The following is a 16,525-nucleotide window of genomic DNA, read 5'->3' as shown; positions in this document are numbered from 1 at the left end:
TCCCCCATGAACGAGGCACTGACAACGCTCCTCGATCTGCTCGACCTCGAGCAGATCGAGGAGAACATCTTCCGCGGTACCAGCCGTTCGGCGCTGGTACCGCGCGTTTTCGGCGGTCAGGTCGCGGCCCAGGCACTGGTCGCGGCCGGCCGCACCGTGCCCGGCGACCGCACCGCGCACTCGCTGCACTCGTACTTCCTGCGCGCCGGGGACCCGGGCGCGCCCATCGTCTACTCGGTGGACCGGATCCGCGACGGGCGCTCGTTCACCACGCGCCGGGTGGTCGCCGTCCAGCACGGGCAGCCGATCTTCCACCTCTCCGCGTCCTTCCAGACGCACGAGGAGGGCCTCGACCACCAGGCCGCCATGCCCTCCGCGCCCGACCCGGAGACGCTGCCGACCGCGGCCGAGTCGCTGCCCGCGTACCGGGAGATCTTCCGCGACCCGGGCACGGTGGAGCGGCTGATCGAGGCGCGCGGCGCGGTGGACCTGCGGTACGCCACGACCCCGCCCTGGGGCAGCATCGGCGAGCCGGTGGAGCCGCGTACGCAGGTGTGGTTCCGCACGGACGGCAAGCTGGAGAGCGACGACGCCCTGCTGCACACCTGCCTGGCCACGTACGTCTCCGACATGACCCTGCTGGACTCGGTGCTGCTCGCGCACGGGCGCGGCGGGTGGGCGGTCGGCGACGTGGTCGGCGCCTCGCTGGACCACGCGATGTGGTTCCACCGGCCGTTCCGCGCGGACGAGTGGCTGCTGTACGACCAGGAGTCCCCGTCGGCGGCCGCCGGCCGGGGCCTGGGCCAGGCCCGCATCTGGACCCAGGACGGCCGGCTGGCCGTGACCGTCATCCAGGAGGGTGTCGTACGCGTTCCGCGCGCGTGACCGGCCCCTGACGCCTCCTCAGTCCCACCAGAAGCCCCAGTGGCCGCTCCCGGTGACCGCCTCGTCCGCGTAGGCGCGGACGCTGCCCGAGCCCTGCCAGATGTTGTCGGGCGAAAAGGCGAAGTGCTCCGCGGCGACCGGGAGCGCGTGGGCGAGCGTACGGGGCGGGGCCGCCACCGACACGTGGAGTTCGTCGAAGCCGAGGGCGACGACCCGGGCGCCGAAGCGGTCCTCCCAGGAGCGCAGGACCGTGCTGATGAGGGCGGTGTCGTTCTCGTGGTTGGCCGGTCCGCACCAGCCCATCGCCGTGGGTACGTCGGCTCCCCGGCCCGCGGGGACCAGCGCGAGCCGCGGGCTCGGCAGGAAGCCGGTCCCGATCAGCTCGTCCGCGAGGGCGCAGGCCGCCGTCTCGGGGTCCTCCCCCGCGGCCCCCACGGATCCCGATTCCGCGAGCCCCGGCCAGTCCCGGCCGAAGGGGGCGATGAGCTCCTCGCCGTCCTCGCCCTCCTCCTCGGGGTCGGGGATGACGGCGTTCCAGAACTCGCGCAGGACCGGCTCGACATGGTGGTCGTCCGGGTCGGACATCCGCTCCGGCCGCAGGCCCTTGGTCAGCCACCACTCCTCCAGGCCGCGCCGCTCCTGGAAGAGCACCGCCTGGAGGCCCGCGGCGGCCAGGCCCGGGCGGCTCCGGTACGAGGCCAGCGCACCGGCGCCGACGGGCCCGTCGGAAACCCAGAGCAGCGGCCTGCGCGCCGTCCCGAGGAGCGTTCCGGGCGGCAACTCCAGCCCCAGGGACAGGCCTTGCGGGTCGTCGGCCAACGCGGACAGGGGGTTGGATGTCTTCGGCATGGTGGCGAACGTAGCCGCCGCCACTGACAACGCCCGGACAGGGCCTACGAGTCCAGCAGGCCCGCGCCGTCCAGCAGGTACGCCACCATTGCGTCGTAATGGCGCGGGTCGCGGACGTGGTCGTCCAGCGGGACGGCCACCTCGAGGGTGCCCTCGGCCTCGCCGAGGAAGAGCGCCGGGTCGTTGCAGTCCGCGTACCCCACCGCGTCCAGGCCGCGCTGGGCCGCACAGCCCGCCCATCCGTGGTCGGCGACGACCAGGTCCGGCTGCGGGCGGTTCGCCGCCGTGAGCCCGTCCAGGATCGCGGCCATCGGCTCCGGCGAATGCGTGTGCCACAGCGTCGCTCCGCGCTCCAGCACGGCGACGTCGGCGAACTGCCACACCGAGCCCTCGTCGGCCGTCAGCCCGGCCGGGATCACCACGATCTCGCAGCCCGCCGCCCGCAGGGCCGCGGCCGTGGCCCGGTGGACGTCCAGCAGCCCGCCCGGGTGCCCGGTGGCGAGCAGCACGCTCTGCCGGTCCAGCGCGGCCTTCCGCAGCCGCGCCGCCAGCCGGTCCAGGCCGGCCACCGTCAGCTCCGGGTCGATGGTGTCCTGGCCGTAGCGGTACGCCGGGTCGTCCACGACCCCGCAGCGCTCCGCCATCACGGCGAGCACGTCCTGCTCGTCCGTCCAGCGGTCGCCCAGCTCCAGGCCGAGCCAGTAGTGCCGGTCGCCGTTGGCGAGCTTGCGGTAATGGGAGAGGTTGTTCTCGCGCGGGGTGGCGACCTGCCCCGCGATGCGCGTGCGGACCAGATGGTCGATGAGTTCTGCGCGGCTGGGTACGGGCGTCTCTATCGGCTTCGGCATGGGGCCCATTCTGCCGCCGCCGAGGCCCAGGCGCCGCGTCCATCCCGACCGGCGGACGCGCCGGTTCACACCGACAGCGCCCCGAACGCCCCGTGCGCGAGCCGCCGGAGCAGTGACTCCGTCGCCTCCCGCCCCAGGGCCGCCAGGTGCGGGGTGGAGTTCAGCAGGCCGAAGACCGCGTGCACGCAGACCCGCACCTCCGTCTCGCCCACCTCCGCGTGCAGTTCCCGTACGACGGCCACCCACAGCTCCACGTACTGCCGCTGCAACTGCCGTACGAGCTTGCGGTCGGTGTCCCGCAGCCGGTCGAGCTCCCGGTCGTGCAGGGTGATCAGCGCCCGGTCGTCGAGCGCGAAGTCGATGTGTCCGTCGATGAGGGAGGACAGGACCAGCGCGGAGTCGCCCCCCGCCTCCTCCACCCGGCGCCGGCCGCCGGTCAGCAGCCGTTCGCTGATGCCGACCAGCAGCTCGGCGAGCATGGCGTCCTTGCCCGCGAAATGCCGGTAGAGACCGGGGCCGCTGATGCCGACCGCAGCCCCTATCTCATCGACCCCGACGCCGTGGAATCCACGCGCGGCGAAGAGGCGGGCGGCCTCGCTGAGGATCTGCTCGCGACGGGTCGGGGCGGCGGCACTGGTGCTCATGGGAAACCATTCTAGACAGGGCCGTTAGCGGTCGTTAACCTAGGCGGTACATGCGTTAACGCTCATTAACAGCGTGCACCGAGCAAGGGAGCTCGACCGATGCAGCAGGCACCAGTGCTGACGAGCGCCGCGGACCCGGCGTCCGAGGCCTGGCGGACCAACGAGGCCGCCCACCGCGAGCTCACCGAGGGCCTGCGGGCCCGGCTCGACGCGGCCCGGCTCGGCGGCGGCGAGAAGGCCCGCGCCCGCCACACCGCCCGCGGGAAGCTCCTCCCACGCGACCGCGTGGACGCCCTCCTGGACCCCGGGTCCCCGTTCCTGGAGCTGGCTCCGCTGGCCGCCGAGGGCATGTACGGGGGCGCGGCCCCCGCCGCCGGGGTCATCGCGGGCATCGGCCGGGTCAGCGGCCGCGAGTGCGTGATCGTCGCGAACGACGCCACCGTCAAGGGCGGCACCTACTACCCGATGACCGTCAAGAAGCACCTGCGCGCCCAGGAGGTGGCACTGGAGAATCGTCTCCCCTGCCTCTACCTGGTCGATTCGGGCGGCGCCTTCCTGCCCATGCAGGACGAGGTCTTCCCGGACCGGGACCACTTCGGCCGCATCTTCTACAACCAGGCGCGCATGTCGGGGGCCGGCATCCCGCAGATCGCAGCCGTCCTCGGCTCCTGCACGGCGGGCGGCGCGTACGTCCCCGCCATGAGCGACGAGGCCGTCATCGTCCGCGGCCAGGGCACGATCTTCCTCGGCGGCCCGCCGCTGGTGAAGGCCGCCACCGGTGAGGTGGTCACGGCGGAGGAGCTGGGCGGCGGCGAGGTCCACTCCCGGATCTCCGGCGTCACCGACCACCTGGCGGAGGACGACGCGCACGCGCTGCGGATCGTACGGAACATCGTGGCGACCCTGCCCGCGCGCCAGGCCCTGCCCTGGCCGGTCGAGGTGGCGGAAGCGCCCAAGGTGGACCCGCACGGGCTGTACGGCGCGGTCCCGGTCGACTCCCGCACCCCCTACGACGCCCGCGAGATCATCGCGCGGATCGTGGACGGCTCCCGCTTCCAGGAGTTCAAGGCGGAGTTCGGGCAGACCCTGGTCACCGGCTTCGCCCGGATCCACGGGCACCCGGTCGGGATCGTCGCCAACAACGGCATCCTGTTCTCCGAATCCGCCCAGAAGGGCGCCCACTTCATCGAGCTGTGCGACCAGCGCGGCATCCCGCTGCTGTTCCTCCAGAACATCTCCGGGTTCATGGTCGGCCGCGACTACGAGGCGGGCGGCATCGCCAAGCACGGCGCCAAGATGGTGACGGCGGTGGCCTGCACCCGGGTGCCGAAGCTGACGGTGGTCGTCGGCGGCTCGTACGGGGCCGGCAACTACTCGATGTGCGGGCGGGCGTACTCGCCGCGGTTCCTGTGGATGTGGCCCAACGCCAAGATCTCCGTGATGGGCGGGGAGCAGGCGGCCTCGGTGCTGGCCACGGTCAAGCGGGACCAGATCGAGGGCGCGGGCCAGGAGTGGCCGGCCGAGGACGAGGAGGCCTTCAAGGCCCCGGTCCGTGCGCAGTACGAGGAACAGGGCAACGCCTACTACGCCACGGCCCGGCTGTGGGACGACGGGGTCATCGACCCGATGGAGACCCGGCAGGTGCTGGGACTGGCCCTGACCGCGTGCGCGAACGCCCCGCTGGGCGATCGCGGCTTCGGCATCTTCCGTATGTGACGTGAGGACCTCACTGATGTTCAGCACTGTTCTGGTCGCCAACCGGGGCGAGATCGCGGTCCGGGTCATCCGTACGCTGCGGCAGCTCGGCGTGCGGTCGGTGGCCGTCTTCAGCGACGCGGACGCCGACGCCCGCCACGTACGGGAGGCCGACACGGCCGTCCGGATCGGCCCGGCGGCGGCCGCCGAGAGCTACCTGTCGGTGGAGCGGCTGCTGGATGCCGCGCGGCGGACGGGCGCCGAGGCGGTCCACCCGGGCTACGGCTTCCTCGCGGAGAACGCGGCCTTCGCGGCGGCGTGCGCGGAAGCCGGTCTCGCCTTCATCGGCCCCCCGGCCTCGGCCATCTCCCTGATGGGCGACAAGATCCGGGCCAAGGAGACGGTGAAGGCGGCGGGCGTGCCCGTGGTCCCCGGCTCCTCCGGAAGCGGACTGTCGGACGCCGAACTGGTCGCGGCCGCCGAGGAGATCGGCATGCCGGTCCTGCTCAAGCCCTCGGCGGGCGGCGGCGGCAAGGGCATGCGGCTGGTGCGCGACCCGGCCGTACTGGCCGAGGAGATCGCGGCGGCCCGCCGCGAGGCCCGATCCTCCTTCGGCGACGACACGCTCCTGGTCGAGCGGTGGATCGACCGGCCCCGGCACATCGAGATCCAGGTCCTCGCCGACTCCCACGGGAACGTGGTCCACCTGGGCGAGCGCGAGTGCTCGCTCCAGCGGCGCCACCAGAAGGTGATCGAGGAGGCGCCGTCGGTCCTGCTGGACGAGAAGACCCGCGCCGCGATGGGCGCGGCGGCGGTGGAGGCGGCCCGCTCGTGCGGGTACGTCGGCGCGGGCACGGTGGAGTTCATCGTCCCCGGCAGGGACCCCTCCTCGTACTACTTCATGGAGATGAACACCCGCCTCCAGGTCGAGCACCCGGTGACGGAGCTGATCACCGGCCTGGACCTGGTGGAGCTCCAGCTCCGGGTGGCGGCGGGCGAACGGCTGGGCTTCGACCAGTCGGAGGTCCGGCTGACGGGCCACGCGATCGAGGCCCGCGTCTGCGCGGAGGACCCGGCGCGGGGGTTCCTGCCCTCCGGTGGCACGGTCCTCGCCCTGTCCGAGCCGTCGGGCGGTCCGGTCCGCACGGACTCCGGCCTGACGGCGGGCGTCCCGGTGGGCTCCACGTACGACCCGATGCTGTCGAAGGTCATCGCGTACGGTCCCGACCGCGCGGCGGCCCTGCGGGTGCTGCGGAGCGCCCTCGCGGACACGGTGATCCTGGGCGTCCAGACCAACGCCGGTTTCCTGCGTCGCCTGCTGGCCCACCCGGACGTGGTCTCAGGCGACCTGGACACGGGCCTGGTCGAGCGCGACCTCCCGTCCCTCCTCCCGGAGGGGGTCCCGCCGGAGGTGTACGCGGCGGCGGCCCTGCTAACCGACACCCCTGCGCAGGCGCAGGGGTGGGTCGACCCCTTCGACGTCCCCAACGGCTGGCGCCTGGGCGGCACCCCGGCCTGGACCGTGCAGCACTTCCGCCTCCCGGGCCAGGATCCGGTGCAGGTCCGCACCCGGCCTCACGGAGCCGCATCAGAGCTGCTCGTTTCCGACCCCGCCGACGCAGATTCAGCCTCGCCGGCGATTGAGGCGCGGGGTCTGGGGCAGAGCCCCGGCGCACCGGCCCGCGGCCGGATCGTGGCCCGCACCACCGACACCGTCACCGTCGAACTCGACGGCGTCACCCACCGCTTCGCCTACGCCGCCTCCCCGGACGGGGTCTGGCTCGGGCGCGACGCGGACAGCTGGCACGTCCAGAGCCACGACCCGGTGGCCGCATCCCTGAGCGGGGCCTCGAGGGGAGGCGCCGACACCCTCGCCGCCCCCATGCCCGGCACCGTCACCGTCGTCAAGGTGGCCGTCGGGGACAAGGTGGCCGCCGGCCAGAGCCTCCTGGTCGTCGAGGCGATGAAGATGGAGCACGTCATCTCCGCCCCGCACGCCGGGACCGTCACCGAACTCGACGTCACCCCCGGCGCGACCGTCGCCATGGACCAGGTCCTGGCCGTCGTCACCCCGGAAACGGAAGAGGAGGCGACCGGATGAACGGCCTGCCCATGACCGTCCCGGCCCCCGGCCTGCCGGCCCGGGTCCGGATCCACGAGGTCGGCGCCCGCGACGGGCTGCAGAACGAGAAGACGGCCGTCCCCACCGCCGTCAAGGCCGAGTTCATCCACCGGCTGGCCGCCGCCGGCCTCACCACCATCGAGGCCACCAGCTTCGTCCACCCGAAGTGGGTTCCGCAGCTCGCCGACGCCGAGCAGCTCTTCCCGCTGCTCGCCGACGTCGACGCGGCGCTGCCCGTGCTCGTGCCCAACGAGCGCGGCCTGGACCGCGCGCTCGCCCTCGGGGCCACCCGCATCGCCGTCTTCGGCTCGGCCACCGAGACCTTCGCCTCCCGCAACCTCAACCGCACCGTCGCCGAGTCCCTCGCCATGTTCGAGCCCGTCGTGGCCCGCGCCAAGCAGGAAAAGGCCCACGTCCGCGGCTACCTCTCGATGTGCTTCGGCGACCCCTGGGAGGGCCCCGTACCGGTCCACCAGGTGGTCCGCGTCGCCAAGGCCCTGTTCGACCTCGGCTGCGACGAGCTGAGCCTCGGCGACACCATCGGCGTCGCCACCCCCGGCCACGTCCAGGAACTGCTGAGCGGCCTGGGCGAGGCGGGCGTCGGCACCGACCGGATCGGCGTGCACTTCCACGACACCTACGGCCAGGCCCTGTCCAACACCCTCGCCGCGCTCCAGCACGGCGTGACCACCGTCGACGCCTCCGCAGGCGGCCTCGGCGGATGCCCGTACGCGAAGAGCGCCACCGGCAACCTCGCCACCGAGGACCTGGTGTGGATGCTCGACGGCCTCGGCATCGAGACCGGTGTCGATCTGGCCGCCCTCACCGCCACGAGCGTGTGGATGGCCGAACAGCTGGGGCGACCCAGCCCCTCCCGTACCGTCCGCGCCCTCTCCCACAAGGAGTAACGAAGACATGTCCCTCGACCACCGGCTCACCCCCGAGCACGAGGAACTCCGCCGTACCGTCGAGGCGTTCGCGCACGACGTCGTCGCGCCCAAGATCGGCGACCTGTACGAGCGGCACGAGTTCCCGTACGAGATCGTCGCCGAGATGGGCCGCATGGGCCTGTTCGGCCTGCCCTTCCCGGAGGAGTACGGCGGCATGGGCGGCGACTACCTCGCCCTCGGCATCGCCCTGGAGGAGCTGGCCCGCGTCGACTCCTCGGTCGCCATCACCCTGGAGGCCGGGGTCTCCCTGGGCGCCATGCCCCTCTACCTCTTCGGTACCGAGGAGCAGAAGCGGGAGTGGCTGCCGAAGATGTGCTCCGGCGAGATCCTGGGTGCCTTCGGCCTGACCGAGCCGGGCGCCGGAAGCGACGCCGGCGGCACCCGCACCACCGCCGTCCGCGACGGCGACGAGTGGGTCATCAACGGCTCGAAGTGCTTCATCACCAACTCCGGTACGGACATCACCGGTCTGGTCACGGTCACGGCCGTGACGGGCCGCAAGGCGGACGGCCGCCCGGAGATCTCCTCGATCATCGTCCCGTCCGGCACCCCGGGCTTCACCGTGGCCGCCCCCTACTCCAAGGTGGGCTGGAACGCCTCGGACACCCGCGAGCTGTCCTTCGACGGCGTACGGGTCCCCCTCGCCAACCTGGTCGGCGAAGAGGGCCGCGGCTACGCGCAGTTCCTGCGGATCCTCGACGAGGGCCGGATCGCCATCTCCGCGCTGGCGACGGGCCTGGCCCAGGGCTGTGTGGACGAGTCGGTGAAGTACGCGAAGGAGCGGCACGCCTTCGGCAAGGCCATCGGCGACAACCAGGCCATCCAGTTCAAGCTCGCCGACATGGAGATGCGCGCCCACATGGCCCGCATCGGATGGCGCGACGCCGCTTCCCGGCTGGTCCGCGGGGAGTCGTTCAAGAAGGAGGCGGCGATCGCAAAGCTGTACTCCTCCACGGTCGCCGTGGACAACGCCCGTGAGGCCACCCAGATCCACGGCGGCTACGGGTTCATGAACGAGTACCCGGTGGCGCGCATGTGGCGGGATTCGAAGATCCTGGAGATCGGCGAGGGCACCAGCGAGGTCCAGCGCATGCTCATCGCCCGCGAACTGGGCTTCTCCGCCTAGTCGCAGTCCGCTCGTGTGCCGGGGGTCCTAAGAAAACTTAGGGCCCCCTTACCGTTTTCGGCCAAGGTTAGGCTAACCTTCCCTCCGAACGGCTCAGTGGCCGCCCGGCACGCACGAAATCGGACATCGACATGCCCAAGTCCCGAACCTCCTCCTTCACCCGTCGCGGATTCATCGCGGCCGGCGGCGCCCTCGGCCTCGTCGCGGCACTGGCCGCGTGCGGCGGCACCGATTCGGCGAAGGGCGACGGCGGAGCGGACAAGGGCGCCGCGGCGTCGGGCCCCTGGACCTTCAAGGACGACCTCGGCAAGGACGTCAGCACCAAGGCGAAGCCGAAGAACATCGTCGCCTTCACCGGCACCGCCGCCGCGCTGTACGACTACGGCATCCCGGTCAAGGGCGTGTTCGGCCCGACCAAGACCGCCGACGGCAAGCCCGACGTCCAGGCCGGCTCGATGGACATCTCCAAGGTCGAGATCATCGGCAACGTCTACGACGAGTTCAACGTCGAGAAGTACGCGGCCCTCCAGCCCGACCTGCTCGTCACCAACACCTGGGACGGCACCTACTGGTACGTGCCCGAGGCCTCCAAGGACAAGATCCTGCAGCTGGCCCCGGCCGCCGCCATCTCCGTGGGCGGCGACGCCACCCTGGACAAGGCGCTGGAGCGCACCGCGGAGCTCGCCAAGTCCCTCGGCGCCGACATGAACGCCAAGAACACCGTCGACGCGAAGGCCCGCTTCGAGTCGGCCGCCGGGAAGGTCCGCGCGGCCACCAAGGCCAACCCGGGCGTCAAGGTCCTCGTCGGCTCCGGCTCCGCCGACCTGTTCTACGTCTCCACCCCGGACACCTCGGCCGACCTGAAGTACTTCAAGCAGCTCGGCGTCGAGTTCGTCACGCCCGAGAAGCTGGACGAGGGCGGCTTCTTCGAGAGCCTCAGCTGGGAGAACGCCGGCAAGTACAAGGCCGACGTCGTCCTGCTCGACAACCGCACCGGCACCCTGCAGCCGGAGGACCTGAAGGCGAAGGCCACCTGGGCCGAGCTCCCGGCGGTCAAGGCCGGCCAGATCACCCCGCGCGTCACCGAGCCGATCTACTCGTACGACAAGTGCGCCACGATCCTCGAGGAGCTCGCGAAGGCCATCCAGAACGCCAAGAAGGTCAGCTGACCGCCTTTCCTTCCGGCTGAATCCCAGGGGGGACTCTCCGCATGACCGTCACCGCGTCCGACGTCCCGGCCGTCGCGCACTTCCGATTCTTCGCGCTCGACGTGCTCCGCACGCGCCGCCTCGGCCACTCGTTCCTGCGGGTCACGTTCGGCGGCGAGTCCCTCGCGGACTTCCGCTCGGGCGGCTTCGACCAGAGCCTGTCCCTCTTCCTGCCCCCGTCCGGCCAGGAGCACACCGTGCTCCCGTCCACGGACGAGGACACCTGGTTCGCCGCCTGGCGCGGGATGCCGGACGAGGAACGGCCGGTGATGCGCTCCTACACCGTGCGCGAACAGCGCCGTACGGCCGAGGGCGTGGACGAGGTCGACATCGACTTCGTCCTGCACGGGGACTCGAGCCCCGCCTCCCACTGGGCGGGCCGGGCGGTGACCGGCCGCCGGATCCTGGCGATCGGCCCGGCCGTCGCGGAGAACAAGTCCGTACGTTTCCGCCGGCCGGCGGGCGCCGACGCGGTCTGGATGTACGCGGACGAGACCGCCCTGCCGGCCGCGGCCGCGATCCTGGACCGGCTGCCGGCCGGGACCCGGGTCCGCGCCTGGTTCGAGGTCCCGCACGAGGACGACCGGCTCGCGCTGTCGACGCTCGCCGAAGCGGACATCACCTGGATCGTCCGCGAGGGCGACGGCCGGGAGCGCACCGAGCAGGTGCTGGGCGCGCTGCGCTCGGCCGGGTCGCTTGCCGCCGAAGCCCCGTACGTGTGGCTGGCGGGCGAGGCGGGCACCGTGCGCGCGACGCGCCGCCACTTCGTGCAGGAACGATCCGTCGACCGCCGCTCGGTGAGTTTCACCGGCTACTGGCGGCTCGGCGCGAGCGAGGAGCAGCTCCTCGCCGAGGCGTACGCGGGCAAGGCCCCCAGTGAGGACCCCGCTTCCGAGCTGTAGCCAACCCCCGTACGTCACAGGGAACTTCAGAGATGGGCCCCGGCTTCCGGCCGGGGCCCATCTCCATTTGGCTTGAAACTTAGGTTAGGCTAACCTAAGCAACACACCCCACCCCCCTTCTCCCCCTGCCCGGAGGAAAGTTGATGCGCTCGCATCTGCTGAACGAGACGACCGCGGACCTCTACCGGCGCTCCGTCACCGAGGGCGTCGAACGTGTCGCCGCCAAACTCGCGACCACGGAACGGCCCCACACCGGTATTTCCGTCGCCGAACTCGCCCCGGTCATCAACGGGATCGACCTGGACAAGCCGCTCGAGGACCCGGCCGCCGTCCTGGACGAGCTGGAGGACGTCTACCTTCGCGACGCGGTGTACTTCCACCACCCGCGCTACCTGGGCCACCTCAACTGCCCGGTCGTCATCCCGGCGGTGCTCGGCGAGGCGATCATCTCGGCCGTCAACTCCTCCCTCGACACCTGGGACCAGTCCATCGGCGGAACGCTCATCGAGCGCCGCCTCATCGACTGGACCGCGCAGCGCATCGGCCTCGGCCCCGACGCGGACGGCATCTTCACCTCCGGCGGCAGCCAGTCCAACTTCCACGCCCTGCTGCTGGCCCGCGACGAGGCCTGCCGCATCGTGATGAAGCGCGCGCTGGACGAGGGGCGCGAGCTGGCGAAGTCCGAGGTCCTCCCCAAGCTGCGCATCTTCACCTCCGAGGCCAGCCACTTCAGCGTGAAGAAGTCGGCCGCCATGCTCGGACTCGGCTACGAGGCCGTCATCGCCGTCCCGGTCGACCGCAACCGCCGGATGGACACCGCGGTGCTCGCCCTGGAGCTCGAGGAGTGCGCCACCGAGGGCCTCTTCCCGATGGCCGTCGTCGCCACCGCCGGCACCACCGACTTCGGGTCCATCGACCCGCTCCCCGAGATCGCCCGCCTGACCGCCGAGCACTCCGCGTGGATGCACGTGGACGCCGCCTACGGCTGCGGACTGCTGGTCTCCCCCACCCGCCGGCACCTCCTCGACGGCATCGAGCACGCCGACTCCGTCACCGTCGACTACCACAAGTCGTTCTTCCAGCCCGTCAGTTCCAGCGCCATGCTGGTCCGCGACCGCGACACGCTGAAGCACGCCACGTACCACGCGGACTACCTCAACCCGCGCCGCATGGCCGAGGAGCGCATCCCCAACCAGGTGGACAAGTCCATCCAGACCACGCGCCGCTTCGACGCGCTCAAGCTCTGGATGACCCTGCGCGTCATGGGCGCCGACGGTGTCGGCTCCCTCTTCGACGAGGTCATCGACCTGGCCGCCGCGGGCTGGGACATCATCGACGCCGACCCGCGCTTCGAGGTCGTCGTCAAGCCCCAGATCTCCACCCTCGTCTTCCGCTACGTGCCGGAGGGCGATGTCCGCGGGGACCTGGTCGACGAGGCCAACCTGCACGCCCGCAAGGCCCTGTTCGCCTCGGGTGAGGCCGTCGTCGCCGGCACCAAGGTGGACGGGGACCAGTACCTGAAGTTCACCCTTCTCAACCCTCAGACCACGACGGCCGACATCTCGGCAGTCCTCGACCTTCTTGCCGCACACGCCGAGCAGTTCCTGGGAGAATCCCTTGCCGTCCACCGTTAAGCCCCGTGACTTCATCGGCATCGGCCTCGGTCCCTTCAACCTGGGACTCGCCTGCCTGACCGCGCCGATCGACGAGCTCGACGGCCTGTTCATCGAGTCGAAGCCGCACTTCGAGTGGCACGCCGGAATGTTCCTGGACGGCGCGCACCTGCAGACGCCGTTCATGTCGGACCTGGTCACCCTCGCCGACCCGACCTCGCCGTTCTCCTTCCTGAACTACCTGAAGGACCAGGACCGGCTGTACTCCTTCTACATCCGGGAGAACTTCTACCCCCTGCGGGCCGAGTACAACGACTACTGCCGCTGGGCCGCCGACCGCCTCGACAACGTCCTGTGGTCCACCTCCGTCACCGGGGTCACCTACGACGAGCAGGCCGGTCTCTACGAGGTCCGCACCGACAAGGGCGAGACCCACCTGGCCCGCCGCCTGGTCCTGGGCACCGGCACCCCGCCCTTCGTCCCGGAGGCCTGCGCCGGTCTCGGCGGCGACTTCCTGCACAACTCCGCCTACATGCAGAACAAGGCAGAGCTCCAGAAGAAGAAGTCGATCACCCTGGTCGGCTCGGGCCAGAGCGCCGCCGAGATCTACTACGACCTCCTCGCCGAGATCGACGTGTACGGCTACCAGCTCAACTGGGTCACGCGCTCACCGCGGTTCTTCCCGCTGGAGTACACGAAGCTGACGCTGGAGATGACCTCCCCCGAGTACGTGGACTACTTCCACGCCCTCCCCGAGGACACCCGCTACCGGCTGGAGACCCAGCAGAAGAACCTCTTCAAGGGCATCGACGGCGATCTGATCAACGCCATCTTCGACCTGCTCTACCAGAAGAGGATCACCATGCCGGGCCCGGTCCCCACGACCCTGCTGACGAACACCTCGCTGAACAGCACCGCCTACGACACCACCACGGGCACGTACACCCTGGGCCTTCGCCACGAGGAGCAGGAGCGGGACTTCTCCCTCGCCTCCGAGGGCCTGGTCCTGGCCACCGGCTACAAGTACACGGTCCCGGAGTTCCTCGCCCCCGTGCGCGACCGGCTGAACTTCGACGGCCGAGGCCGGCTGGACGCCGCCCGCAACTACAGCGTCGACAGCACCGGCCGCGGGGTCTACCTCCAGAACGGCACGACCCACAACCACTCCCTCACCTCGCCCGACCTGGGCATGGCCGCGTACCGCAACGCGTACATCATCGGCGAGCTCCTCGGCCGCGAGTACTACAAGGTCGAGAAGTCCATCGCGTTCCAGCAGTTCGCAGTCCCGGAAGGCATGCACGCATGAGCACCACCGGCTCCACCACCGAGATCCTGTACTCCCGCACCGACGCGGCCCTCGGCACCTTCGCCGTCCGCCCGCTGGACCCCTTCGCCGACGCGGAGCTCCTGCACGGCTGGGTCACGCACCCCAAGGCCTCGTTCTGGATGATGCAGGACGCCTCGCTGCCGGACGTCGAGCGCGAGTACATGAAGATCGCCGCGGCCGAGCACCACCAGGCCTTCATCGGCCTCCACGAGGGCCGTCCCGCCTTCCTGATGGAGACGTACGACCCGGCCCGCCTGGAGCTCGTCGGCCTGTACGAGGCCCAGCCCGGCGATGTCGGCATGCACTTCCTCGTCGCGCCGAGCGAGCAGCCGCTGCACGGGTTCACCCGCGCGGTCATCACCACCGTCATGGCGGCCGTGTTCGCCGACCCGGAGTCGCAGCGCGTCGTGGTCGAGCCCGACGTCCGCAACACCGCCGTCCACGCCCTGAACGAGGCGGTCGGCTTCGTGCCCGACGGTCCGGTCACCAAGCCGGAGAAGGAAGCCCTCCTCAGCTTCTGCACCCGCGCCCAGTTCGAGTCGGCCACCGGCCTCATCAAGGAGCTCTCGATATGAGCCTCGCCGACGCCGTCTCCCACCTCTCCCCCGAGCTGTGGGCCCGCGCCAACCGCGCCCTGGTCCGCAAGGCCCTCGCGGAGTTCTCCCACGAGCGCCTGCTGACGCCGAAGCCGCTGGACTCCGGTCTCTACTCGGTCCTGAGCGACGACTCCTCGGTGGAGTACCGCTTCGCGGCCACGCACCACGCCCTGGACCACTGGTCGGTGGACGAGTCGTCCATCACCCGCCACCAGGACGGTGCCGAGCTTCCGCTGGACGCCCTGGACTTCCACATCGAGCTGCAGCAGTCCCTGGGTCTCAGCGCCGAAGTCCTTCCCGTCTACCTGGAGGAGATCTCCTCCACCCTGGCCGGTTCGGGCTTCAAGTACACGAAGCCGCAGATCTCCTCCGCCGTCCTCGCCAAGTCCTCCTTCCAGGACATCGAGACCGGCATGACCGAGGGCCACCCCTGCTTCGTCGCGAACAACGGCCGCCTCGGCTTCGGCGTGCACGAGTACCTCTCGTACGCCCCGGAGACCGCGAGCCCGGTCCACCTGGTGTGGGTGGCGGCCCGCAAGGACGTCTCCACCTTCACCGCGGGCGCGGGCCTGGACCACGACTCCTTCATGCGCGCCGAGCTGGGCGACGAGACGCTCTCGGCCTTCTCCGCCAAGATGACCGCCCTCGGCCTGGACCTCGCGGACTACCACCTCTTCCCGGTCCACCCCTGGCAGTGGTGGAACAAGACCACGATCACCTTCGCCGCCGAGATCGCCAACCGCCGCCTGGTCCTGCTGGGCGAGGGCACGGACGCGTACCTGGCGCAGCAGTCGATCCGCACCTTCTTCAACACCAGCGCCCCCGAGAAGCACTACGTCAAAACGGCGATCTCGGTGTTGAACATGGGCTTCATGCGGGGCCTGTCGGCCGCGTACATGGAGGCCACCCCGGCCATCAACGACTGGCTCCACCAGCTGATCGAGTCGGACTCCGTGCTGCAGTCCGTCGACTTCTCGATCATCCGCGAGCGCGCGGCGATCGGCTACCACCACCGCCAGTACGAGCGCGCCACCGACCGATACTCCCCGTACCGCAAGATGCTGGCCGCGCTCTGGCGCGAGTCCCCGGTGAACTCCCTCCAGGGCGACGAGCGCCTGGCCACGATGGCCTCGCTCCTCCACGTCGACGCCGAGGGCAAGTCCTTCGTCGGCGCCCTGATCGCGGAATCGGGCCTGACCCCCGCCGAGTGGCTGCGCTCGTACCTGCGGGCCTACCTGGTCCCGCTCCTGCACTGCTTCTACCAGTACGACCTCGCCTACATGCCGCATGGCGAGAACACGATCCTCGTCATCGAGGGCGGCGTGGTGAAGCGGGCGATCTTCAAGGACATCGCCGAGGAGATCGTGGTCATGGACCCGGACGCGGTGCTGCCGCCCGCGGTCGAGCGGGTCCGGGCGGACGTCCCGGAGGACATGAAGCTGCTGTCGATCTTCACGGACGTCTTCGACTGCTTCTTCCGCTTCCTCGGCTCGATCCTGACGACGGAGGGCATCTGCGAGGAGGACACCTTCTGGCAGGCGGTCGCGGACTGCGCCCACGAGTACCAGGACTCCCTGCCGGCCCTGTCGGACCGCTTCGAGCGCTACGACCTGTTCGCCGAGGAGTTCCAGCTCTCCTGCCTCAACCGCCTCCAGCTGCGCAACAACAAGCAGATGGTCGACCTCGCCGACCCCTCCGCCGCACTCCAGCTGATCGGCACCCTCAAGAACCCCGTCGCGCCGTTCGCTGCGCGGCGGTAA

The 16,525-nt window shown here is 70.8% G+C and carries 14 protein-coding genes; 11 read left to right on the top strand and 3 right to left on the bottom strand.

All coding sequences use genetic code 11. The features are described 5' to 3' along the window. Positions 1–6: 6 nt before the first annotated feature. The gene (locus JIW86_RS25820) at positions 7–885 is read left to right on the top strand and encodes an acyl-CoA thioesterase (RefSeq protein WP_215147380.1); all 879 of its coding nucleotides are present in this window, start codon (positions 7–9) and stop codon (positions 883–885) included. An 18-nt stretch (positions 886–903) separates the two neighbouring features. On the opposite strand, the gene JIW86_RS25815 is transcribed toward JIW86_RS25820, so the two are convergent. From JIW86_RS25815 to JIW86_RS25805, 3 genes are read right to left on the bottom strand one after another with little or no spacing between them, the layout of a single operon-like run. Next, positions 904–1,734, bottom strand: coding sequence for a DUF4253 domain-containing protein (locus JIW86_RS25815; protein ID WP_257556245.1), 831 nt, complete (start codon positions 1,732–1,734; stop codon positions 904–906). Positions 1,735–1,778: 44 nt separating this feature from the next. Beyond that, positions 1,779–2,591 (bottom strand): phosphatase, encoded by an 813-nt coding sequence (locus tag JIW86_RS25810; RefSeq protein ID WP_257556244.1) that lies wholly within the window; start codon positions 2,589–2,591, stop codon positions 1,779–1,781. Positions 2,592–2,647: 56 nt separating this feature from the next. Further along, the gene (locus JIW86_RS25805) at positions 2,648–3,226 is read right to left on the bottom strand and encodes a TetR/AcrR family transcriptional regulator (RefSeq protein ID WP_257556243.1); all 579 of its coding nucleotides are present in this window, start codon (positions 3,224–3,226) and stop codon (positions 2,648–2,650) included. A 99-nt stretch (positions 3,227–3,325) separates the two neighbouring features. On the opposite strand from JIW86_RS25805, the gene JIW86_RS25800 reads away from it, so the two are divergent. The 10 genes from JIW86_RS25800 (at position 3,326) to JIW86_RS25755 (ending at position 16,525) form a co-directional block, all read left to right on the top strand. Further along, positions 3,326–4,942 carry a carboxyl transferase domain-containing protein gene (locus JIW86_RS25800; RefSeq protein ID WP_257556242.1) on the top strand — a complete coding sequence of 539 codons (1,617 nt, stop codon included), beginning with the start codon at positions 3,326–3,328 and terminating at the stop codon, positions 4,940–4,942. A gap of 16 nt (positions 4,943–4,958) precedes the next feature. Further along, entirely contained in the window at positions 4,959–7,022 is a 2,064-nt protein-coding gene (locus JIW86_RS25795) for a biotin carboxylase N-terminal domain-containing protein (protein ID WP_257556241.1), read from the top strand. Continuing rightward, positions 7,019–7,951: a hydroxymethylglutaryl-CoA lyase gene (locus tag JIW86_RS25790; RefSeq protein ID WP_257556240.1), complete on the top strand. Its 933-nt coding sequence runs from the start codon at positions 7,019–7,021 to the stop codon at positions 7,949–7,951. The genes JIW86_RS25795 and JIW86_RS25790 overlap by 4 nt, the downstream gene beginning before the upstream one ends. 7 nt (positions 7,952–7,958) lie before the next feature. Then, positions 7,959–9,119 carry an acyl-CoA dehydrogenase family protein gene (locus JIW86_RS25785; RefSeq protein ID WP_257556239.1) on the top strand — a complete coding sequence of 387 codons (1,161 nt, stop codon included), beginning with the start codon at positions 7,959–7,961 and terminating at the stop codon, positions 9,117–9,119. Between the two features lie 131 nt (positions 9,120–9,250). Beyond that, positions 9,251–10,288, top strand: a complete 1,038-nt coding sequence (locus JIW86_RS25780; RefSeq protein ID WP_257556238.1) for an ABC transporter substrate-binding protein — start codon at positions 9,251–9,253, stop codon at positions 10,286–10,288. A 41-nt stretch (positions 10,289–10,329) separates the two neighbouring features. Beyond that, positions 10,330–11,229 carry a siderophore-interacting protein gene (locus JIW86_RS25775; protein ID WP_257556237.1) on the top strand — a complete coding sequence of 300 codons (900 nt, stop codon included), beginning with the start codon at positions 10,330–10,332 and terminating at the stop codon, positions 11,227–11,229. 143 nt (positions 11,230–11,372) lie between these two features. Continuing rightward, positions 11,373–12,863, top strand: a complete 1,491-nt coding sequence (locus JIW86_RS25770; RefSeq protein ID WP_215147398.1) for a pyridoxal phosphate-dependent decarboxylase family protein — start codon at positions 11,373–11,375, stop codon at positions 12,861–12,863. Then, positions 12,847–14,148 carry a lysine N(6)-hydroxylase/L-ornithine N(5)-oxygenase family protein gene (locus JIW86_RS25765; protein WP_257556236.1) on the top strand — a complete coding sequence of 434 codons (1,302 nt, stop codon included), beginning with the start codon at positions 12,847–12,849 and terminating at the stop codon, positions 14,146–14,148. Before JIW86_RS25770 ends, JIW86_RS25765 begins: the two co-directional genes overlap by 17 nt. Further along, positions 14,145–14,744 carry a GNAT family N-acetyltransferase gene (locus JIW86_RS25760; protein WP_257556235.1) on the top strand — a complete coding sequence of 200 codons (600 nt, stop codon included), beginning with the start codon at positions 14,145–14,147 and terminating at the stop codon, positions 14,742–14,744. The genes JIW86_RS25765 and JIW86_RS25760 overlap by 4 nt, the downstream gene beginning before the upstream one ends. Continuing rightward, complete coding sequence (locus JIW86_RS25755; RefSeq protein WP_257556234.1) at positions 14,741–16,525, top strand: IucA/IucC family protein; 1,785 nt, start codon at positions 14,741–14,743, stop codon at positions 16,523–16,525. The genes JIW86_RS25760 and JIW86_RS25755 overlap by 4 nt, the downstream gene beginning before the upstream one ends.

The sequence above is a fragment of the Streptomyces sp. NBC_00162 genome, assembly GCF_024611995.1.
GTDB lineage: Bacteria > Actinomycetota > Actinomycetes > Streptomycetales > Streptomycetaceae > Streptomyces.
This window is presented reverse-complemented; position numbering and strand designations above follow the sequence as displayed.